Genomic DNA, 20,498 nt, shown 5'->3' on the forward strand with positions numbered 1-20,498 from the left:
GCGTTTAAACTTTTCCTACCTTTGCCATATAATTAGAGGCTATGGGCAACATTCGTATTACGAAACAATTCAATTTTGAAACGGGACATGCATTGTACGGTTATGACGGTAAATGTAGAAATGTACATGGCCATAGCTATAAATTATCGGTTACCGTAATCGGTAGACCTATTACCGACACCAACCACGTAAAATTAGGAATGGTTATCGATTTTGGAGATCTCAAAAAAATTGTCAAAGAAGATATCGTGGATGTTTTTGATCACGCCACCGTATTCAATAAAAATACCCCACATGTAGAACTTGCCAAAGAATTAATTGACAGGGGACATAACGTTATTTTGGCAGATTACCAGCCTACAAGTGAGAATATGGTCATTGATTTTGCAGCTAAGATAAAATCAAGGTTACCTGAGAATATTTCATTATTCGCCCTAAAACTACAAGAAACAGATACTTCTTTCGCAGAGTGGTATGCGAGTGATAATTAAGTTCAACAAAACTTAACCTAATATTTTAGCTACAAGCTTTTAAATTGTTTTATTTTTAAGATAACTCCTTAATATACAACAATATGACCAAGCATCATATTTATTGGTGGAATCTTGAAAACCTCTTCGATATAGAAAATTCGCCTAGACGAAGTGAGTTTCTAAACAACCATTTAGGCAAAGAACTTGAAGGATGGAATACTACTATTCTTAACCAGAAAATTACCAACCTAACCGCAGTTATATCCAAATTCAATAATGGTAAAGGGCCTGATTTATTTGGAGTTTGCGAGGTAGAAAATGAATATGTTATCGAATTGCTTATCGATGCCATGAGTACAGCACTTGATAAGAATTATGGCTATGTTATTTCTGAAGGTGAAGATAAACGAGGTATCGATACCGCGCTTATTTATGACAAAACCAAATACGGGCCTGAGCAGCAAACATTCAGTCTACGCATTATAAAGAGAAATACTACTAGAGATTTATTTCAAGTACACATCAACACTGCCAATGGCAACAAGCTGGTATGCGTACTTAACCATTGGCCTTCTAGATCTGGTGGTGAACTTGAAAGCGAACCATTTAGAATTATGGTTGCCGAAAACTTATCTTATTGGATCGAGAGAATCTACGAAGAGCAGGGTGACAACGCCAATATCATATTAATGGGTGATTTTAACGATAATCCGTACAACAAAAGTATTACAGAGTACTTAATGGCCATTAACAACAAAGCCTTGGTAAAAAGTAATAGAGTGCGCCTAAAGTACTTCTATAATGTAATGCATCGGTTTTTAGATGCGCAGATAGGTACATTTGTTTTTGGCAATGAATATAACATGCTTGATCAGTTCATGATATCAAAGAGTATTTTATCAGAATTGCCATTTAATCTAAGTACCGCAGAAATCATTGCCTACCCTGAGCTAACTTCTGGCTCATACCAGAAACCGGTAAAGTTTGGTAGACCAAATTCGTCTACCTTTAATGACAAGGGTTTTAGTGACCACTTGCCCATAAAAATAGTACTGAACGAGAAAGATGTCGCTGTTTAATTTAGAATGGTATACTCTTATTTTGACGTGCGTATTCCCGTGGTACGCAAAACAGTTATTATATTTACACCCTGATGACGAAAATTGAACTTCCGGCAGGGAAAAAAGTATATTTTGCTAGTGATAATCACCTAGGTGCACCTACTATGAAAGAAAGTAGGGTGAGAGAATTAAAATTTATCCGTTGGCTAGATATGATCAAGTCTGATGCCGGAGTGATTTTCTTGATGGGTGATTTGTTCGATTTTTGGTTTGAATATAAAACCGTGATTCCAAAAGGATTTACCAGAACCTTAGGAAAACTTGCAGAACTGTCTGATTCAGGCATACAAATACACTACTTTGTAGGCAATCATGACCTTTGGATGAGCGGTTACTTTGAAGAAGAACTTAATATTCCTGTATATCATAAACCTCAACAGTATTCTATTAACGGAGCATCCTTTTTTATAGGGCATGGTGACGGATTAGGGCCGGATGATAAGGGGTTTAAAAGAATGAAAAAGGTATTTACCAACCCAGTAGCCAAATGGTTCTTTAGATGGTTACACCCAGATATTGGGGTTCGGTTGGCAAAACATCTTTCTGTAAGCAATAAATTGATCAGCGGTGACGATGATGCCAATTTTTTAGGAAACGACAAAGAATGGCTAGTGCAATATGCACACAGAAAGCTAGAAACTCATCATTATGACCATTTCATTTTTGGTCATAGACACCTTCCTTTGGAAATAGAATTAAAAGAAAACTCAAGATACACCAATCTTGGAGATTGGATCAATTACTACACATACGCCATGTTTGATGGCCAACAACTTTCGCTAAAAGAATTCTGCTAAATTTCATCAAAACCAACGATGAAATACACAAAACCAAACGTAATCCTTTTCTTACAACAATAATTGAGCAGTTCACAACATAAGTTATATAAATATTGATCTTAGTAATATCTTTACAGTGTTATTAAGTCTGAGTGTTGAACCCAAATCTTCACTTTACCTACAAGTTATAGCATCTTAAAACCCAAATTTTAAGTGTACCTACTTTAAAGAACAGCCCCTATTTTAGGGGCTTTTTCGTTATTTACCATTTTCTATCAAGTTCAATTTTCTTTTGCCTCAAAAAATCTCTAAAATTTTTAAACAAGTAAATCTGTGAAATCACTAGTTCTATATAGCGAAATAATCCATCTTTCATTCTTGATCAAATATTACTATAATATGGATAACGTGTAGTGTAAAAATGCAACAAACCACTTGTAATCTTTTTCTTACATATAAAAATTGACACTTCACAACAAAAGTTAGCTCCAACTAGACATTGGTGCTATATTTACACTGTTGTTAAGATAAAGTGTTTATTCCCAAATCTACAGTTTACCTACAAGTTACAATAACTTAATGACCCAAACATTAAGTAAAACCTACCATAAAAAAGGCTCCTTATACAAGGAGCCTTTTTTATGGTATTACTGAAAAGTAAATTAACGCTCGTGATCTTCTACATCTTTTTGTAAATCAAGCTTTCTAAACTTGGGAGAAACAATTGCCGTTAAGCCCACAGTGAACAAAGTCATGGTACCCCCAAAAACTACGGCGGTCACCGTACCCATCAATTTTGCCGTTAATCCGCTTTCAAACGCACCAAGTTCATTAGACGACCCTACAAACATGGAGTTTACCGAGGCTACACGCCCACGCATATTATCCGGTGTTTTTAATTGCAATATAGTTTGTCTTATAATCATGGACACCCCGTCTACCGCTCCACTTAAGAATAAGGCAATAACAGATAACCAGAAATAGGTTGATAAACCAAAAACGATCATACACACTCCAAAACCGAATACGGCCAATAATAACTTCTTCCCTGCATTTTTATGCAAAGGAAATCTAGTAGACCCTAACATAGTTAACGCGGCTCCTACAGCTGGTGCAGCTCTTAATACTCCAAAGCCTTCTGAACCTACATGTAATATATCTTGAGCAAAGATGGGCAACAATGCTACTGCACCACCAAACAATACCGCAATCATATCTAAGGTCAGGGCACCTAATACCGCTCTGGTCTTAAATACAAACGTTAGCCCCTCTCTTAAGCTCTGAAAAACCGGTTCCCCTAGTTTTGGATTTAGAATTGGCTTCTTAGAAATATTAAAAAGTGCCGTTAATGCCAATAAAGAAAAACCGAATATGACACACATGGACCAATGTACACCAATAAGACTAATGGAGAACCCTGCTAAAGCAGGACCTAATACAGCTGCCATTTGCCAAGTGGTACTACTCCATGTAGCAGCATTTGGGTATATTTTTTTAGGAACGATCAACGCAATTAATGAAAATATGGTGGGACCTAAAAATGCCCTGACCAATCCGCCACAGAAGACCAATACATAAATTCCATACAGAATTGACTTGGTCTCATAGGTTTCTAAAACAGAAGGTAGACTCAGCATAAAAAGTCCGAAACTAATGACAGAGAAACCACAAATACACTTGATCAACAGATTTCGTTTTTCTTTCTGATCTACAATGTGACCAGCAAAAAGCGCCATACTAACTGCGGGTATTACTTCCATCAAACCAATAATACCTAATGACAATGGATCTTTGGTCATGGAATACACCTGCCATTCTATGACAATAAATTGCATAGACCAGGCAAAAACCATGGCAAAACGAACTAAAAGAAAAATATTAAATTCCTTAAATCTTAAGGCTGCATAGGAATCATTTACGCGCATAGGAAAATCTCTGAATAGACTTCAAAGATATTTAATAAATTACCGGACAAATAAAGATAAACCAACTAATTAATCTATAGTTTAGGTAAAAATTTAAAGGATTCTATCCAATTCCCAATTCGCCAAAAAAGGAATCTAGCTCTAGCTTAAATAACGTACCATTTATTAAATCTCTAACCTCTATAGCCTCTTGGTAACTTACTGCAAAGGTTATCTGGTGAGCAGGCGTATTCAATAATAAGGACCTGCATGCTTCCTTTGTTTTGCAATCTCCACAAAGATTGCCCTTTCCGTTTTCTACCGTATCTGCAATACATTTAGCAAAATGACGTAGCTCATTATAGGTAAGTAATAGCCCAATATCCCTGAAAATCACCTGTACTTTGTTAGATTGACTAGGTTTCTCTTTTTTCCATTGAAAGGCTATTCCAAAATCATTCTGGTAAATAGGATGTATATCGTTCATAAGAATCTACATATTTAGTATAAATATATGGATCTTATTTAGAACAGTTATAAATAAGAATGTTAAATAGTGAATTCTATTTGATTTCCTTCCGGGTCTAGAATGACACTTTCAAAGTAGCCATCATCTGTAGTTCTAGGTTCACCAACAATTGTGACTCCGGTTATCCTAAGCTTCTCCGTTAGTACATCTACTTGTTCTTTTGAGCGGGTTGACATGGCAAAATGTATAAATCTGGCAGAAATGGTATCATTTATGGCTACAGTAATAATTGACTTATACCTAATTTTTAAACCACTACCCGCTATAAAACTTAAAAAAAATAACAGGTGAATTCTTTCGTAGGATCATGATACTTTTATCCTGCTACGGCATTAAATTCGTTTCATAAAACGTACACATTGCTTATAAGCAATCAACCATATAGCAATATGTGCTGTTCTTATTTAATGTCCTTTAGCTTCAGCTGTAAACTAACATTCCCCTGCCATTCATTTTCATCAATAGCAAAAACAGCATTAAAAGGCTTTCTACCCGTTACCAATGAAAGTTTATCACCCATATTAAAGCCAATACCATCAATTCTATGGCTGCCTTGCTGAACTACCGAAACTTTTAAATGCGCTTCTTCTTTACCTACACCCTTTGCATAACCGGTATCTTTTAAGTCTTCTGCCATGAAAATTGGCGACATATTACCCGGACCAAAAGGGGCAAACTGTTTTAGAATTCGCATTAATTTCGGGGTGATATCTTTCAATTCTATTACGGTATCTATTGTAATTTCAGGTATCAACATTTGCGGGTCTATACTCTCTTTCACAACCTTTTCAAACTTATGCTTGAAATTATTATACTGCTCTTCTAACAAGGTTAATCCTGCGGCATATTTATGCCCACCAAACTGCTCAATATAATCTGCACAACCTTCTAGGGCATTATACACATCAAACCCTCTGACCGATCTTGCCGATGCCGCCAACTTATCGCCACTTTTTGTAAAAACCAGCGTTGGTCTATAGTAGGTTTCCGTTAACCTTGATGCTACAATACCGATAACTCCTTTATGCCAAGTATCTTTATAAACCACAGAAGTAAAACCTTCTTCCTCCTGATTTTCTTGAATTTGCCCTAGTGCCTCAATCGTAATTTCTTGATCCAGTCCCCTTCTATCCGTATTAAATTTTTCAATTTCAGCAGCAAACTGTATAGCTTGATCCATATTGGTTTCCGTGAGTAGGTTTACTGCATATTGACCATGTTTCATTCTACCAGCTGCATTAATTCTAGGTGCAATGATGAAAACCACATCTGTAATGGTCAGTTCTTTTTTATTGATTTGATCAATAATGGCTTTAAATCCTATTCTAGGTTGCTGATTGATAACCTGTAATCCATAAAATGCAAGTATTCGATTCTCCCCAGTTATTGGTACAATATCTGCCCCAATTGCAGTTGCCACTAAATCAAGGTAATAGATGACATCATCAATAGTTTCTCCTCTTCGGGAACCTAACGCTTGAATCAGCTTAAAACCAACTCCACAACCACATAATTCATCATACGGATATAAACAATCTTCTCTTTTTGGATCTAAAATTGCTATTGCACTTGGTAATATTGTACCAGGTCTGTGGTGGTCACAAATGATAAAATCGATTCCCTTTTCTTTTGCGTAAGCAACTTTATCAATTGCCTTCACTCCGCAATCCAAAGCAATAACTAATGTAAATCCGTTATCCTCAGCAAAATCGATTCCTTTAAAAGAAACTCCATAACCCTCATCATACCGATCCGGAATATAGGTAGCTACGTTCGGGTAATACCTTAAAAGATAAGATGACATTAAAGCTACAGCGGTTGTACCATCTACATCATAATCGCCATACACCAAAATATTATCTCCGTTAGCAATAGCTTCCTCAATTCTGTTCACGGCAATATCCATGTCCTTCATTAAAAAAGGATCATGCAAATCTTCTAACTGCGGACGAAAGAAATTCTTAGCCTCCTCATAGGTAGAAATTCCTCTTTGCAATAATAATTGCGCCACCAAATCATCAACCTTTAACGCATCGGCCAAAGCATCAATATCTTCTTGTTTCGGTTTTGGTTTTATTGTCCAGCGCATTATAGTCAGTGTTCAGTTTTCAGTATCAGTTTTCCATTCTTCACATACAAATATCAAATTCCTCAGTTGGCATTATCAGTTATCAGTATTTAGAGTATAATCGATATCGTCTTTGCGAGGCACGAAGCAATCTCTCAATTAGCTGTACCAAACAAACAGATTGCTTCTTCCGATTACTATCGGAAGAAGCAATGACGTTTTATTTTGTATGAAAAACAGTCTTAATCTCTAGCTCGGCAAATTGTCTGAACATTTCCATTACTCCACAATATTTTTCAATGGAAAGGTCTACTGCTCGTTGTAGTTTTTTCTCATTTAGGTTTTCCCCATGAAAATGATATTCTATCACTACTTTGTCATAAAACTTTGGGTGCTCATCTGTTAGATTTGCAATAGTTTCAATATGAAACTCATCTACTTCTAACTTCATCTTCTTGAACATTGCCGCTACATCTAAGCCAGAACAACCCGCTAATGAAGAAAGCATTAAAGCTTTGGGTCTAAAACCACTACCATCACCACCGTCTTCTTTAGCGATATCAATTTTCAATGAATGCCCTGATGGATTGTTACTTTCAAAGGACATGTTGCCCAACCATTTTGTGCTAATATGATTTGTTGTACTCATAGTTTTATGTTTTTTGTAGGCTACAAAAATACGATAATATTAAGCTAGGTTAATTATTAGATGAACCAACGATAGTAAATCAATTTTAGTTACATATTTTAAAAATGAAAGTATTTTAATTTTGGACAATAAAATATAATTTAACGCAAAAAGTAATCTTTACATTAAATCAAAATCTAATGTTTATTAAGCAGACTTCATCTTAACTTTTAAATTTTATTCTGGTTTCTTTGGTGAAACCAATTTTGAAAATTAAATAGCTCTTTAAAAACAAAGAACAAACATACAATATATTGATTTTCAATACTTTAATTTATTTTTAAATTTAATAATCTCTTATTATATGATTTAGATTACCAACCATAACCAATACTTAAAAATAGAATTTCTAATATTGATTGATAATGTTATAATTACAAAGACTAGCCAATAATACATGAATTGTGTTATATGATTAGAAAATCAGAAATAACATAAATTCTAAATGCTATAAAAATATTAACATTTAGAAATTTTATTAATTAAAGAAAGGAGCTATGGAAAATATTTGGCTTGTGACAATTCCAATCACTTTAATTATTGTTACAATAATTAAAGAATTATTTAAAGAAAGAAGAATTAAACTCTTTAAAGAAATTGATATTCCTAAAATTGAAGCAAGTGGGAATTATGAATTAAAATCAAGTTTAAAAGAACGAACTAAGAACAACTATATAGTTCAAATTTTAAAATCTATTATATCTAAACAAGATGAATCCTAACATTAATATACTTCCAAAGTTTAATGGGAAATACATCTATAAATCAATTCGTTTAATACTATTATGGGCGGTACTCCCCATCATAGTTTTTACTACACTACTCATTTTCTTTCCTGAAAGAATATTTGAAATTTTTAGAATTCTTTACTCAAGACCCTAGCAGTGGTTCAGGTGGTATTCTATTAGGTATCAAAATAACAATCAGATTGTTTCGTGCCTCGCAATTACGTTTTATTTCAAAATCTTAGCCACCAACTCTTGCAACTCCCCAACAACATCTTCTTCAAACCATGGATTTTTACTTCTCCAAAAGCGATTTACGGGCGATGGGTGCGGTAATACGAAGTACTTTGGTAGAAATTCTTTGTGGTGCAAAACGTTTTCGGTCAGGTTTTTTTTGGCTTGTTCTCCCAAATACTGGTCTTGAGCGTATTTACCGATCAGCAGAATAAGCTTTACGTTTTTAAATTCTTCCCATACTCTTGGGTGCCATAATGGGGCACATTCTTTTCTTGGTGGCAAGTCTCCTGATTTCCCTTTACCGGGGTAACAGAATCCCATAGGTATAATTCCAAAATTATTGGGATCATAAAAATCTTCATCAGTGACTCCCAACCATTCTCGCAATTTTCTACCACTAGGGTCGTCCCACGGTTTATTCTCTACATGGGCTTTTCTACCCGGTGCCTGACCAATTACTATTATTTTTGAATTCTTGGCACCTGCTACAATAGGTCTGGGCTCTAAAGGCAAATGTGCCTTACAAACCTCACAACCTCTTATTTCAGATAATAAATTCTGCATTATTTATGTAGATAACATATGCTTCTCCCAATACGTATCAGGAGAAGCAATGACATATAGTTTTAAAGCAACCTTAGCGCTTCTCCATCAAATGACAATCCTTCAAAACCAGTTGCCATAAAATTTCTAATATTCTGATGGGAATTACCCTTTAGGTCTAGTAATACCTCATCAAAATAATAAGACCCAAAACAAGTCAACGTTTCCTCTTTTGTTAATCCTTCTTTTATAGCGAAAGAAAATAATTTACAGGAGCCGGAATTCTGTCCAGCTTCATTCCTTACGCTCCCGTTAGTATATGCCGTAGGTGTAAAACTGTATTTTGAATCTATAACCACCATAGTGTCTGAAAAGGAAACTTCTTTTGGTGTGTCCGCTACTTTATTCTTGAATTCTATTAATGTCATGGGTATTATTTTGGTCTTAGCTAAGGTTATTTTTTAAATATTGATATTCAAATATAATGAAACCCTATTTTTTACCTCTACTTTACCTTCATTCAAATTTTGAGCTATAGGCAGCATACTAGAAATACCCAATGCATAGCTATTGTAATTTGCTTCTACACCAAAACGCGCAAAATAAACTTCGCCACCAGTATCTGGCACAGTAAGACTAAACTCTTTATTCTCTTCAAAAATCTCTCCACCCAAACCTATTTGCGGGCTTAGGGATATAGACGGAGAAAGGTAATACGTCTTGTACGTGTTTAACGCCACATTCCATTGATTACCGAACAAATAGCTTTTACTATTTTCAGTTTTTATGGTATAATTCAGCAAGGCAGACAAGCCCCAGTTTCTATGGGTGATTCCGTAATTGGCAGCTAAAATATAATCCCAACTACCGGTACCCAATTGAAAACTTGGGTTGACACTACCTTCAATGTTGGCGGCATCAAAACTACCGGTGGGCATTTTTACACCACCACCAATTTGTAAGGCATGTTCCGGTTTAATGGAGATTACACTATCGGGTGTTTGGCGTAGTACGTTATAATAGGCCAAGACTGTGGCATCTCCAATACCGTTTATGGTCTGTTCGGTATTATCTGCAAACGTTCTGTTATGTGAATGATACGGCAGCAAGGCATTTACCAATACCCTTTTTCCAACAGGGAGTTTACCCCATGCTTGTACCGTATTGAAATTTTCATTTATCCATGGGGAATTATCAAAAATACCATCACGAGAACGATACTTTTGACCAATATACCGTAGTCCTACGAAGTTATTATTTAGTCCGGTACCAAAACCCATACTTCCTCCATTTCCACCGCATCCACAGGTATCACAAAAATACTCGTAAGCTGTATTTTTCCAAATACATTCGGCTTTCCCCTTAGGGTTCTCATTTGCTTGGACAGTAAATAATCCGCCAAGCAAAAACATAAAAATTATTGTCTTGTTCATATTTTAATATTCTGAAAATCGTTCGTCATTTATAAAAGTGTCATCCGTCAAAATTTCAAAAAAGGCTAGCAATCCGGCCTTTTCTTCGTCGTTTAATGCAATTCCTAATCCGTCTTTGGTTCGTAAAGAATCATCTAACGTTTCCGATGCTACCATACCATTGGTGTAGAAATTCAACACAGATTCTAGGCTACCAAACCTGCCATCATGCATGTACGGCGCAGTCAATGAAACGTTTCTTAAACTAGGCACTTTAAACTTGTAATTATCACTATCGCTACCACTTACTTCTGCTCTACCCATATCATTTAATTGTGGATTAGGCGGCAGACCATTGTTTCTAAAACTGCCATCTGTAAATAAATCTGTAGCGTGGCATGAAGCACACTTTTGCTGAAAAACACCTAGCCCCATTGCTTCGGTTTCTGTCAATTCTCCGCCTGCTTCATTACGTACATACTTATCGTATTTACTATCTGAAGAAATCATCATGACCATAAACTGAGCTATCGCTTTTAAAAAATTCTCTGCATTTACCCCGCCTTCTTCAAAAGCCATTTCAAATTCTTTTTGATACTCGGCATCTGCTATGAGTTTGTTAATGACACCGGTCATGGTTTCTCCCATTTCTACCTCATTGGTAATAGGAATTATTGGAAAAAGATCTAAATGCGATGTAGCACCATCCCAAGCAAATTCAGTAAAAAATGCCATGTTAGCTATGGTAGGGGTATTTCTTGTGCCCTCTAAATCATTTACACCGTGACTAAATTGATGTCCGTGGTGGGTAAATGCTGAGCTCTGCTCATGACAAAAACCGCAAGAGATAAATCCGCTTGAGGATAGTTTGCCATCATAGAATAATTTCTTGCCTAGCTCAAAGCCCAATTGTGTTGGCGGATTTGCTTCTATATCATACACTAGTGCAGGAAAATTCTCAGGAACGTCTACCGTTAAAAAAGTATTCTTAACAGCCACATACGCGTCATCTTCGTGGCAAGACACCAAAAACACGGACACTAATACCCAAAATAGATATTTCATCTTTTATTATTTTAAAATAGGGTCGCCCAAAAAAGAGCGACCCAATGAATTTAGTGTGAGTCTCCAGTACCGTTATGAACATGATCTACTGTAAACATACTGGCAGTGTTCAAAGCTACTTTTGGTGATTTTTCTTCACTTACCATAATAACCGATTGCTCTGTTAGAGCTAATTTATTCTCTCCGTCTAAAATGTCATTGGCATCTGCAACAATGTGAATAATAGGTGACATTTCATCGCTTACCAAAGCATCTGTACCCAAACTCAAGGTTACTTCTTTGTAGTTGTCCAGGCTAGAACCGTGGCTGCCCATATGCACTTTAAAGTCCGTTGGTTCCGTTACCGTTTCTGAAGTAAAAGTGCCTTCATAATTTAAAAACTTGTACCCCGCTTGCCATGACCACATCATGTTGGTTTCTTCGGCTATGGTTAAAAAATCACCTTGACCTTCAGCTCCTTGTAGGTATTTTTCTTGGTCTACGCCAATACCAAAAGTTACAGATACATAGGTGCCTGCTGGTATATGCTCTAACACTACTTCTGTACTACCTGTTTCTTCGCTGGTAACAAAATAGCTCTCCTCTTTATCATAGGTAAATACTTCCCCTGCATCATTAGTTAAACTGAAGTTACTTACAATGTAATTTAATCTGGTAATGGTCAAAGTTTCGTTCTGCGAGTTGGTATAACCAGCGGTTGCCAATAGTAGATCGTCTGATCCTACACTATTATCAAACTCTAGGGTTACCTTGTTTTCTCCCATTAATCCTGCTGTAGCGTCATCATCACTACTACAGCTAGTGAATACGGCTAACAGTGTAAATGCTAAAAATTTATATATGGATTTCATGTATTGATATATTAATTATTGGATATAGTACGCGTAGTAGTACCTCTGAGTGTTACCCAAAAATAAAATCACGCACTACACCTTCGTTTATGTAATGGTTTCACCTAATGCCAATGCACTAAGCCTAATTTTAAAAAATTGATTGTGTACACGACTATAGCTTTTGTGTCGTGCTATGGAATACAACGGCATGTACCTTTTCTAAAAAAAGGCACAGGAATACTTTGTTGTATTTAAGATAAGGAGGTAGGCGGATGAAAAACAGCCGATATAAACTGTTGCTCGTTTAAGTTAGGATGTATTGAAACCACTTTTGTTTCAACTATTGTACTTTGAAAATTACAATCTAGAATACTCACAAAACCAATTGGGTATTCACGAAGGTCTGCTGAAGGAATGTCCTGATGATCTTCTTGTTGCTGCTTTTTTATCATTTGTGACAAATAGCATTTACCATCACAATTAAGCATTGGTTTATCTTTATTGATACACAAAACCTCCGCAATATAATCTTGATTTATTACATACTCCAATACAGGCAACACCGGTTTTACCATCGCTGTGAGGTATAACAGGATAAATGTGTATGTGAGAATTTTTTTCATGTTAAATCGATACGAAGATAATTCTGATTTTGAAATATTCTTATTTATTTCTTTGAATTAACACTTAAATCTTTTGATTTTGAAGGAATTATAAAATGATTACCTATTCCCCCCAACAATAATAACAATTTCCCCTTTTGGTGGTTTCTCTGTAAAGTGTTTTAGCACTTCTTCGGCAGTTCCACGAACAGTTTCTTCGTAGAGTTTGGTCAGTTCCCTTGAAACGGAAACAGGTCTTTCCGCCCCAAAATATTCCACAAAATTACCCAAGGTCTTTATTAGCTTATGCGGAGATTCATAAAAAATGATGGTACGTGGTTCTTCTGACAATAATTTTAAACGTGTTTGCCTTCCTTTCTTGACAGGTAAAAATCCTTCAAAAACAAACTTGTCATTGGGCAAGCCGCTATTGACCAATGCCGGCACAAATGCTGTAGCCCCTGGTAAACATTCCACTTCAACGCCCGCTTCTACACAAGCACGGGTTAAAAGGAATCCAGGGTCAGAAATTGCCGGGGTTCCTGCATCTGAAATTAATGCGATGTTCTCGCCTCCTTTTAGCTTTCCTACCAAATAGTCTACCATATTATGCTCATTGTGCATATGGTGACTTTTCATTTGGGTACCAATTTCAAAATGATGCAAGAGTTTACCGCTGGTACGGGTATCTTCCGCCAGAATTAAATCTACTTCCTTAAGCACCCTAATTGCCCTTAAGGTCATATCCTCTAAATTACCGATTGGTGTAGGTACTAAGTAAAGTTTTCCCATTTAGTATATAGTAAAAACCTCAAGGCACGCTCATGAGGTATTATATTGAAAATTTAAGTTAGATTTCTATGCAACCCTAGAAGCCATTAAATCTCTATTATCAAGTAAAAAACCCAACACTAAGGTTGGGTTCGTGATACACATATTGTAATTATTAAGAGAACCTACGAGATATCATTTCAATAAATCGTTCTTCATATGGTTCTTTTCCTAACCAATTATTATAGTCTGGCTTTACCATATTTTTAATAAATGAAATAGAACGTTCTTCGGTATCTATAGTATTTAATTGAGATAGTACACGGTTATAATCTTCCATGTTATCATTGAACAAATGTTTTACAAATGCCAAGCGATCGTTCAAGTCTACTTTTACATTGCCCTTTGCCAAACGATCATTCAATGACTTTGGCGTAGCATCTGCTTGCTTTAAATCTTCTTTAGAAGGTGTAAACAGTTCATTATCATTCTTCATTAAATGAGGCTCTGACATAAACTCTGTCAGTACATCTTCTAATGAATCATTATCTGGCATTTCAGAAATAAAACCCTTAATAGTATCCATACCCGGGTACTTGATAATATCTTCTGTATGCGGATTACTCTCTGGCACTCCTTGATTTCCTTTCAATACGGCATTCGCCATTTCTTCGAACTTTGCCGCAATGGCATTTTTAGAAACATCTACCTCCATATCATTGAGTTCTACCTCAATAAACTTAAGCACAGCGAGTTTCTCGTATAGGGTTTTAGAAACCTCATACAAATTTGTTACATCATCTAAATTATCTGCAGTCAAAATTTCTGTAGATAACTTTCTCAATTCCAGTTTCAACTTATTTTTCATCTCACAATTTTTACGGTAAAGACCTAAATAGCGGGTTTTTTAATACCTTTATCATTCCTAAACAAAAAACGAAATACCCAATATTTTCGTCTAAAATTACAAAATGTTTCTTGAAAACACAGTTAATCCTAAAGAACAATTCGGCTGGATAGAAGTCATTGCCGGATCAATGTTTTCTGGAAAGACAGAAGAATTGATCCGAAGACTCAAAAGAGCACAGTTCGCCAAATTAAAGGTTGAAATATTTAAACCTATGGTAGACACACGTTATGACGATGATATGGTGGTATCTCATGATGCCAATGAAATACGTTCTACACCTGTACCCGCAGCTGCCAATATTCGTATTCTTGCAGACACCTGTGATGTGATCGGTATTGACGAAGCCCAATTCTTTGATGATGAAATAGTTACCGTTTGCAATGACCTCGCCAATAAAGGCATAAGGGTTATTGTTGCAGGACTAGATATGGACTTTAAAGGTAACCCCTTTGGTCCCATGCCAGCCCTTATGGCAACAGCTGAATACGTTACCAAAGTACATGCAATTTGTACCCGTACAGGTAACTTGGCAAATTACAGTTTTAGAAAGTCTAGTAATGATAATTTGGTAATGCTTGGCGAAGTAAATGAATATGAACCGTTAAGCAGAGGTGCATATTACAAAGCCATGCTTAAAGAAAAAGTAAAAACAATGGAAGTAAAACCTGAGGAGGTCCATACCCTCAAAAAGAACCAAAATGGCTAAGGCAGAGGAAACCATTCTGGAAATTGACCTAAAGGCACTTGGTCATAATTACACATATTTACGCTCTAAAATAAAGCCCGAAACTAAGTTTATGGCAGTGGTAAAGGCGTACGCCTATGGCAGTGATGCCCTTGCTATTGCCAAATATCTGGAAAATTTAGGCACTGATTATTTTGCAGTGGCTTATGTAAATGAAGGTGTTACACTAAGAGAAGGTGGTATTACCGCTCCTATAGTAGTACTTCACCCACAGAAAGTTCATTTTAAAACCCTCATTAGAAAAAATCTACAACCAAGCATATATTCCAAAGCTATCTTGTCTGATTTTATTGCAACAGCCAAAGAATTGGGGAAGACGGATTATCCTATTCATTTAAAATTTAACACGGGACTAAACCGACTGGGGTTTTCTGACCATGAATTACCGGATATCGCTACAATTATTCAGCAACAAAATGCTGTAAAGGTAATCGCTCTTTTATCGCACTTGGCAGCTACCGAAGATCCTAACGAAATGGATTTTACAGACCTTCAATTAAAACGGTTTGATGCTGTTTGCAAAAAAGCAGACACCTTATTTAAATCTAACACGTTAAAACACGTACTGAATACTTCGGGTATTATAAATTACCCTCATGCACAGTATGGCATGGTTCGTAGTGGTATTGGCCTATATGGCTATGGTAACGAAGCACATATAGATGCTGAACTACAGCCCGTAATGACCTTAAAAACAATTATTGCTCAAAAACATACTATTTTACCGGGGGAATCCGTAGGTTATAATCGGAAATACAAATCTGAGCATAAAACCGTAACCGCTACATTGCCTTTGGGTCATGCTGATGGTATAGGAAGACAGTACGGGCAAGGAAAAACCTATGTAAGCATTCATGGGAAAGCTGCTCCTATCATAGGAAATGTTTGTATGGATATGATCATGATTGACGTAACCGATATTGAATGTGAGGAAGGTGATGAGGTTATTATTTTTGGAAAAGAATTAACCGCTCACGAATTTTCAAAAACTGCACAGACTATAACGTATGAACTTATAACAGGACTTTCTCAACGCATTAAGCGGATTTTAAAGAATTGATTTTATTAACATTTTATTAAGGTTTGTGTTTTTTTAGTAAATTGCTTTACTTTACTATTAACCATTAATAAAAAACACTAAAACATGTTTAAAGAATTTAAAGATTTCATCATGACAGGTAATGTCATTGATTTAGCTGTAGCCGTATTACTTGCAAGTGCTATGGGATTAGTAGTTAGCGGATTTGTTGGAGATATTATGATGCCAATAGTAGGTCACTTTAGTGGCGGAGTTGACTTTGCGGATTTAAAAGTTGTATTAGATGAAGCAGTAGTAGGTGCAGATGGCGTAGTAGCTAAACCTGAAAACGCAATTCTCTATGGTAAATGGATAAATGCAATTATCAACTTAATCATTGTTGGTTTTGTCTTATTCATAATTGTCAAAGCTTATAACAAAACTAAAACTCCACCGGCTCCGGTAAAAGAAGCTCCAAAAGGACCAACTACCGAAGAGTTATTGATAGAGATCAGAGATGCTTTAAAAAAGTAATCTAACATATGCCCCATAATTAGGGAACCGTTGCACTGCAACCCACATGAATTAAAACCGTCAACTATGTTTCGCTAACATGTTGACGGTTCTTTTTTTTACCACACTTTTCTACTCACCATAAAAAAACAACAATGTTACAAATTAAACATTTTGTTATATTTTAATTATTCTATTCTTTTTTACTTGCCCAAGTATCAGTATTACCTATTTTTGTCGCTTAATATAATTGTTTTACAAATGAAAGTAGCTGTAATTGGTGCCACAGGCATGGTAGGCGATGTAATGTTGAAAGTATTGGCCGAACGTAATTTTCCGTTAACGGAGTTGTTACTCGTAGCCTCTGAACGATCAGTAGGTAAAAAGATGACCTTTAAAGGAAAAGAACATACGGTTATTGGCTTAGCAGACGCAGTAGCGGCAAGACCACATATTGCCATATTTTCTGCAGGTGGTGACACTTCTTTAGAATGGGCTCCAAAATTTGCTGAAGCGGGTACCACGGTAGTGGATAATTCTTCTGCCTGGAGAATGGATCCTACAAAAAAATTGGTTGTACCAGAGATCAATGCTCATGAGCTTACATCCGAAGATAAAATCATCGCAAATCCTAACTGCTCTACCATACAATTGGTAATGGCATTGCACCCATTACATAAAAAATATAAAATGAAACGCGTAGTTGTTTCTACCTATCAATCGGTTTCGGGTACCGGGGTAAAAGCAGTAAAGCAATTAGAAAATGAAATTGCAGGCGTTCCGGGCGAAATGGCATATCCTTATCCAATTGGTAGAAATGCATTGCCTCATTGCGATGTTTTCATGGAAAACGGTTACACTAAAGAAGAAATGAAATTGGCTCGCGAACCACAGAAAATTCTAGATGACCGTACTTTTTCTATAAGTGCTACTGCAGTTAGGATACCTACTGCTGGCGGACATTCAGAATCTGTAAACGTAGAATTCGAAAATGACTTTGAACTTAATGAAGTCCGTCGTCTGTTAAATGAAATGCCCGGCGTTACCGTTCAAGATAATCCAGATACCAATACCTACCCAATGCCAATATACGCTCATGAAAAAGATGAGGTTTTTGTAGGGCGTATTCGTAGAGATGAAACACAAAGAAATACGTTGAATATGTGGATCGTTGCAGATAACCTTAGAAAAGGTGCAGCAACTAACGCAGTACAAATTTCAGAATACCTAGTAGAAAAGGGCTTAGTTTAATTTATACCCTTTACAACGTTAAAACCTTCAAAACATAGCTGTTTTGAAGGTTTTTTTATGGTATTTTAGTGCAAACTGAACTACTCATGAAAAAAATAATATTCGCATTTATTTTTTTAACACTGATTTCTTCCTGTACAAACGAATCTAAACCTGAACCCATTCTAGTGAAATATCCTGTTACCGCAAAAGTAGATACCATAGATACTTATTTTGGCACTGAAATAAAAGACCCCTATCGCTGGCTAGAAGATGATAGAAGCCCAGAAACAGAAGCTTGGGTTAAAGAACAAAACACGACAACTTTTGGATATTTAGATCAAATACCCTTTAGAAATGATCTAAAAAACCGACTGGAAAAACTGTGGAATTATGAGAAGTTAGGTTCTCCCTTTAAAAAAGGAGATTATACCTATTTTTATAAAAATGACGGATTACAGAACCAATACGTGGTATACAGAACCAAAGCCGATGAAGCGCCCGAGGTTTTCTTAGATCCAAACACCTTTTCTGAAGACGGCACTACCTCATTGGCCGGCTTAAGTTTTACTAAAGATGGCTCTTTGGCTGCTTACCTTATTTCTGAAGGAGGAAGCGACTGGAGAAAAGCTATTATTTTAAATGCCGAAACTAAACAGGTTGTTGAAGACACTTTAATTGATATTAAATTCAGCGGACTATCCTGGAAAGGTAAAGAAGGATTTTACTATTCTAGTTATGATAAGCCAAAAGGCAGTGAGCTATCAGCTAAAACAGATCAGCACAAAGTATACTATCATAAATTGGGTACGCCACAGAAAGAAGATGAATTGATCTTTGGCGGTACACCCACGGAAAAGCATAGATATGTAGGCGCTAGTGTTACTGAAGACAACAAGTATTTACTAATAAGCGCATCTGTCTCTACTTCTGGAAACAAGTTGTTTATTAAAAATTTAGAAGACCCTAACGGATTACTTATCCCCATGGTCCAAGATACCGATTCTGATAACTATGTAATTGATAACATCGGCTCAAAACTATATATTGTTACCAATAGAAATGCCCCGAACAAGAAAATTGTTACGGTAGATGCTAACAACCCTGAAGTTAAAAACTGGGAAGATTTCATCCCTGAAACAGAAAATGTATTGAGCCCCAATACCGGTGGTGGATATTTCTTTACCGAATATATGGTCAATGCTATTTCTAAAGTAAATCAATATGATTACAATGGTAAACTAATTCGTGAGGTAGAATTGCCAGGTATAGGTTCTGTTGGCGGATTTGGTGGTGAAAAAGAGGACAAGGAATTGTACTTCTCCTTTACAAATTACAATACACCCGGTTCTACCTATAAATATGACCCTGCAACCGGTGAATATGAATTGTACTGGAAACCAGAAATAGATTTTAATCCTAAGGATTATACTTCTGAACAGGTATTCTACGCTTCCAAAGATGGTACCAAAGTACCCATGATCATTACTTATAAGAAGGGAACTAAATTGAACGGTAAAAACCCAACCATTCTTTATGCCTATGGTGGATTCAATGTGAGTTTAACGCCATCCTTCAGTATAGCAAATGCCGTTTGGATGGAACAAGGCGGAATTTACGCTGTACCAAATCTTCGTGGAGGTGGTGAATATGGTAAAAAATGGCATGATGCGGGTATCAAAACTAAAAAGCAAAATGTATTTGATGACTTTATTGCTGCTGCAGAGTACTTAGTCGATAATAAATATACATCAAAAGAATACTTAGCTATTCGTGGAGGTTCTAATGGCGGGTTACTAGTTGGTGCCACAATGACACAAAGACCAGATTTAATGCAAGTAGCTTTACCTGCTGTTGGCGTTTTGGATATGTTGCGCTATCATACATTTACGGCTGGCGCCGGATGGGCTTATGATTATGGTACTGCAGAAGATAGCGATGAAATGTTCCAATACTTAAAAGGCTATTCTCCTGTACATAATGTAAAAGCCGGTACTGCATACCCTGCAACTTTGGTGACCACAGGTGACCATGATGACAGAGTGGTACCCGCACATAGTTTTAAGTTTGCGGCAGAACTTCAAGAAAAACAAAAAGGCACAAACCCAACGTTGATCCGCATTGAAACAAATGCCGGACATGGCGCAGGTACGCCTGTGAGTAAAACAATAGAGCAATATGCAGATATTTTTGGCTTTACACTCTATAATATGGGCTTTACCAAACTGCCTAACAAAAGTGTTTTAAAAGAGTTTAAAGAGTAATTTCTAACTTAAATCAATAAATTATTGAAAAATCCGTTTCATATTGAAACGGATTTTTCAATTTTAAA

Annotated in this window: 22 protein-coding genes; 9 read left to right on the forward strand and 13 right to left on the reverse strand. The window is 36.2% G+C overall.

Features of this window, described 5'->3' with window-relative positions:
* Window positions 1-41 precede the first annotated feature (41 nt).
* The 3 genes from BW936_RS01530 to BW936_RS01540 all read left to right on the forward strand — a co-directional run bounded on the left by BW936_RS01530 (window position 42) and on the right by BW936_RS01540 (window position 2,391).
* A complete protein-coding gene (locus tag BW936_RS01530) occupies window positions 42-491 on the forward strand; it encodes a 6-pyruvoyl trahydropterin synthase family protein (protein WP_076546562.1) in 450 nt (149 codons plus the stop codon).
* Window positions 492-574: 83 nt separating this feature from the next.
* Entirely contained in the window at window positions 575-1,552 is a 978-nt protein-coding gene (locus BW936_RS01535) for an endonuclease/exonuclease/phosphatase family protein (protein WP_076546563.1), read from the forward strand.
* Between the two features lie 74 nt (window positions 1,553-1,626).
* A complete protein-coding gene (locus BW936_RS01540; protein ID WP_076546564.1) occupies window positions 1,627-2,391 on the forward strand; it encodes a UDP-2,3-diacylglucosamine diphosphatase in 765 nt (254 codons plus the stop codon).
* A 644-nt stretch (window positions 2,392-3,035) separates the two neighbouring features.
* Here the strand turns inward: BW936_RS01540 and BW936_RS01545 are convergent.
* The 5 genes from BW936_RS01545 to BW936_RS01565 all read right to left on the reverse strand — a co-directional run bounded on the left by BW936_RS01545 (window position 3,036) and on the right by BW936_RS01565 (window position 7,523).
* On the reverse strand, window positions 3,036-4,298 hold the full coding sequence (locus BW936_RS01545) for an MFS transporter (RefSeq protein ID WP_076546565.1): 1,263 nt from the start codon (window positions 4,296-4,298) through the stop codon (window positions 3,036-3,038).
* Window positions 4,299-4,401: 103 nt separating this feature from the next.
* Window positions 4,402-4,764: a hypothetical protein gene (locus BW936_RS01550; RefSeq protein WP_076546566.1), complete on the reverse strand. Its 363-nt coding sequence runs from the start codon at window positions 4,762-4,764 to the stop codon at window positions 4,402-4,404.
* A 62-nt stretch (window positions 4,765-4,826) separates the two neighbouring features.
* Window positions 4,827-5,099: a VOC family protein gene (locus BW936_RS20155; protein ID WP_394333577.1), complete on the reverse strand. Its 273-nt coding sequence runs from the start codon at window positions 5,097-5,099 to the stop codon at window positions 4,827-4,829.
* 107 nt (window positions 5,100-5,206) lie between these two features.
* The gene (gene recJ / locus BW936_RS01560; RefSeq protein ID WP_076546567.1) at window positions 5,207-6,895 is read right to left on the reverse strand and encodes a single-stranded-DNA-specific exonuclease RecJ; all 1,689 of its coding nucleotides are present in this window, start codon (window positions 6,893-6,895) and stop codon (window positions 5,207-5,209) included.
* 199 nt (window positions 6,896-7,094) lie between these two features.
* The gene (locus tag BW936_RS01565; RefSeq protein ID WP_076546568.1) at window positions 7,095-7,523 is read right to left on the reverse strand and encodes an OsmC family protein; all 429 of its coding nucleotides are present in this window, start codon (window positions 7,521-7,523) and stop codon (window positions 7,095-7,097) included.
* Window positions 7,524-8,059: 536 nt separating this feature from the next.
* Between BW936_RS01565 and BW936_RS01570 the strand changes: the two genes are divergently transcribed.
* Window positions 8,060-8,284 carry a hypothetical protein gene (locus BW936_RS01570; RefSeq protein ID WP_076546569.1) on the forward strand — a complete coding sequence of 75 codons (225 nt, stop codon included), beginning with the start codon at window positions 8,060-8,062 and terminating at the stop codon, window positions 8,282-8,284.
* Between the two features lie 231 nt (window positions 8,285-8,515).
* On the opposite strand, the gene BW936_RS01575 is transcribed toward BW936_RS01570, so the two are convergent.
* The 8 genes from BW936_RS01575 to BW936_RS01610 form a co-directional block, all read right to left on the reverse strand.
* A complete protein-coding gene (locus BW936_RS01575; protein WP_076546570.1) occupies window positions 8,516-9,088 on the reverse strand; it encodes a uracil-DNA glycosylase family protein in 573 nt (190 codons plus the stop codon).
* Between the two features lie 62 nt (window positions 9,089-9,150).
* Entirely contained in the window at window positions 9,151-9,495 is a 345-nt protein-coding gene (locus BW936_RS01580) for a HopJ type III effector protein (RefSeq protein WP_076546571.1), read from the reverse strand.
* Window positions 9,496-9,528: 33 nt separating this feature from the next.
* Complete coding sequence (locus BW936_RS01585) at window positions 9,529-10,500, reverse strand: transporter family protein (protein WP_076546572.1); 972 nt, start codon at window positions 10,498-10,500, stop codon at window positions 9,529-9,531.
* Between the two features lie 3 nt (window positions 10,501-10,503).
* Window positions 10,504-11,544, reverse strand: a complete 1,041-nt coding sequence (locus BW936_RS01590) for a cytochrome-c peroxidase (protein WP_076546573.1) — start codon at window positions 11,542-11,544, stop codon at window positions 10,504-10,506.
* A gap of 50 nt (window positions 11,545-11,594) precedes the next feature.
* Window positions 11,595-12,395 carry an MbnP family protein gene (locus BW936_RS01595; RefSeq protein ID WP_076546574.1) on the reverse strand — a complete coding sequence of 267 codons (801 nt, stop codon included), beginning with the start codon at window positions 12,393-12,395 and terminating at the stop codon, window positions 11,595-11,597.
* Between the two features lie 233 nt (window positions 12,396-12,628).
* Window positions 12,629-13,000 (reverse strand): hypothetical protein, encoded by a 372-nt coding sequence (locus BW936_RS01600; RefSeq protein ID WP_076546575.1) that lies wholly within the window; start codon window positions 12,998-13,000, stop codon window positions 12,629-12,631.
* Between the two features lie 99 nt (window positions 13,001-13,099).
* Complete coding sequence (gene rsmI / locus BW936_RS01605; RefSeq protein ID WP_076546576.1) at window positions 13,100-13,771, reverse strand: 16S rRNA (cytidine(1402)-2'-O)-methyltransferase; 672 nt, start codon at window positions 13,769-13,771, stop codon at window positions 13,100-13,102.
* A gap of 154 nt (window positions 13,772-13,925) precedes the next feature.
* Entirely contained in the window at window positions 13,926-14,618 is a 693-nt protein-coding gene (locus BW936_RS01610) for a hypothetical protein (RefSeq protein WP_076546577.1), read from the reverse strand.
* 103 nt (window positions 14,619-14,721) lie between these two features.
* On the opposite strand from BW936_RS01610, the gene BW936_RS01615 reads away from it, so the two are divergent.
* The 5 genes from BW936_RS01615 to BW936_RS01635 all read left to right on the forward strand — a co-directional run bounded on the left by BW936_RS01615 (window position 14,722) and on the right by BW936_RS01635 (window position 20,430).
* Window positions 14,722-15,366 carry a thymidine kinase gene (locus BW936_RS01615; protein ID WP_076546578.1) on the forward strand — a complete coding sequence of 215 codons (645 nt, stop codon included), beginning with the start codon at window positions 14,722-14,724 and terminating at the stop codon, window positions 15,364-15,366.
* The gene (alr, locus tag BW936_RS01620) at window positions 15,359-16,465 is read left to right on the forward strand and encodes an alanine racemase (protein ID WP_076546579.1); all 1,107 of its coding nucleotides are present in this window, start codon (window positions 15,359-15,361) and stop codon (window positions 16,463-16,465) included. The genes BW936_RS01615 and alr overlap by 8 nt, the downstream gene beginning before the upstream one ends.
* An 84-nt stretch (window positions 16,466-16,549) precedes the next feature.
* Entirely contained in the window at window positions 16,550-16,957 is a 408-nt protein-coding gene (mscL, locus tag BW936_RS01625) for a large conductance mechanosensitive channel protein MscL (protein WP_076546580.1), read from the forward strand.
* Window positions 16,958-17,197: 240 nt separating this feature from the next.
* Window positions 17,198-18,187 (forward strand): aspartate-semialdehyde dehydrogenase, encoded by a 990-nt coding sequence (locus BW936_RS01630; protein WP_076546581.1) that lies wholly within the window; start codon window positions 17,198-17,200, stop codon window positions 18,185-18,187.
* 86 nt (window positions 18,188-18,273) lie between these two features.
* Window positions 18,274-20,430 (forward strand): prolyl oligopeptidase family serine peptidase, encoded by a 2,157-nt coding sequence (locus BW936_RS01635; RefSeq protein ID WP_076546582.1) that lies wholly within the window; start codon window positions 18,274-18,276, stop codon window positions 20,428-20,430.
* The last annotated feature ends 68 nt before the right edge of the window (window positions 20,431-20,498 follow it).

This window comes from Maribacter ulvicola, assembly GCF_900155985.1.
Lineage (GTDB): Bacteria > Bacteroidota > Bacteroidia > Flavobacteriales > Flavobacteriaceae > Maribacter > Maribacter ulvicola.

Bases quoted from the DNA above. Each gene is read 5' to 3' on its own strand.
- BW936_RS01530 (WP_076546562.1), top strand. From the start codon at position 42: ATGGGCAACATTCGTATTACGAAACAATTCAATTTTGAAACGGGACAT.
- BW936_RS01535 (WP_076546563.1), top strand. From the start codon at position 575: ATGACCAAGCATCATATTTATTGGTGGAATCTTGAAAACCTCTTCGAT.
- BW936_RS01540 (WP_076546564.1), top strand. From the start codon at position 1,627: ATGACGAAAATTGAACTTCCGGCAGGGAAAAAAGTATATTTTGCTAGT.
- BW936_RS01545 (WP_076546565.1), bottom strand. From the start codon at position 4,298: ATGCGCGTAAATGATTCCTATGCAGCCTTAAGATTTAAGGAATTTAAT.
- BW936_RS01550 (WP_076546566.1), bottom strand. From the start codon at position 4,764: ATGAACGATATACATCCTATTTACCAGAATGATTTTGGAATAGCCTTT.
- recJ (WP_076546567.1), bottom strand. From the start codon at position 6,895: ATGCGCTGGACAATAAAACCAAAACCGAAACAAGAAGATATTGATGCT.
- BW936_RS01565 (WP_076546568.1), bottom strand. From the start codon at position 7,523: ATGAGTACAACAAATCATATTAGCACAAAATGGTTGGGCAACATGTCC.
- BW936_RS01570 (WP_076546569.1), top strand. From the start codon at position 8,060: ATGGAAAATATTTGGCTTGTGACAATTCCAATCACTTTAATTATTGTT.
- BW936_RS01575 (WP_076546570.1), bottom strand. From the start codon at position 9,088: ATGCAGAATTTATTATCTGAAATAAGAGGTTGTGAGGTTTGTAAGGCA.
- BW936_RS01580 (WP_076546571.1), bottom strand. From the start codon at position 9,495: ATGACATTAATAGAATTCAAGAATAAAGTAGCGGACACACCAAAAGAA.
- BW936_RS01585 (WP_076546572.1), bottom strand. From the start codon at position 10,500: ATGAACAAGACAATAATTTTTATGTTTTTGCTTGGCGGATTATTTACT.
- BW936_RS01590 (WP_076546573.1), bottom strand. From the start codon at position 11,544: ATGAAATATCTATTTTGGGTATTAGTGTCCGTGTTTTTGGTGTCTTGC.
- BW936_RS01595 (WP_076546574.1), bottom strand. From the start codon at position 12,395: ATGAAATCCATATATAAATTTTTAGCATTTACACTGTTAGCCGTATTC.
- BW936_RS01600 (WP_076546575.1), bottom strand. From the start codon at position 13,000: ATGAAAAAAATTCTCACATACACATTTATCCTGTTATACCTCACAGCG.
- rsmI (WP_076546576.1), bottom strand. From the start codon at position 13,771: ATGGGAAAACTTTACTTAGTACCTACACCAATCGGTAATTTAGAGGAT.
- BW936_RS01610 (WP_076546577.1), bottom strand. From the start codon at position 14,618: ATGAAAAATAAGTTGAAACTGGAATTGAGAAAGTTATCTACAGAAATT.
- BW936_RS01615 (WP_076546578.1), top strand. From the start codon at position 14,722: ATGTTTCTTGAAAACACAGTTAATCCTAAAGAACAATTCGGCTGGATA.
- alr (WP_076546579.1), top strand. From the start codon at position 15,359: ATGGCTAAGGCAGAGGAAACCATTCTGGAAATTGACCTAAAGGCACTT.
- mscL (WP_076546580.1), top strand. From the start codon at position 16,550: ATGTTTAAAGAATTTAAAGATTTCATCATGACAGGTAATGTCATTGAT.
- BW936_RS01630 (WP_076546581.1), top strand. From the start codon at position 17,198: ATGAAAGTAGCTGTAATTGGTGCCACAGGCATGGTAGGCGATGTAATG.
- BW936_RS01635 (WP_076546582.1), top strand. From the start codon at position 18,274: ATGAAAAAAATAATATTCGCATTTATTTTTTTAACACTGATTTCTTCC.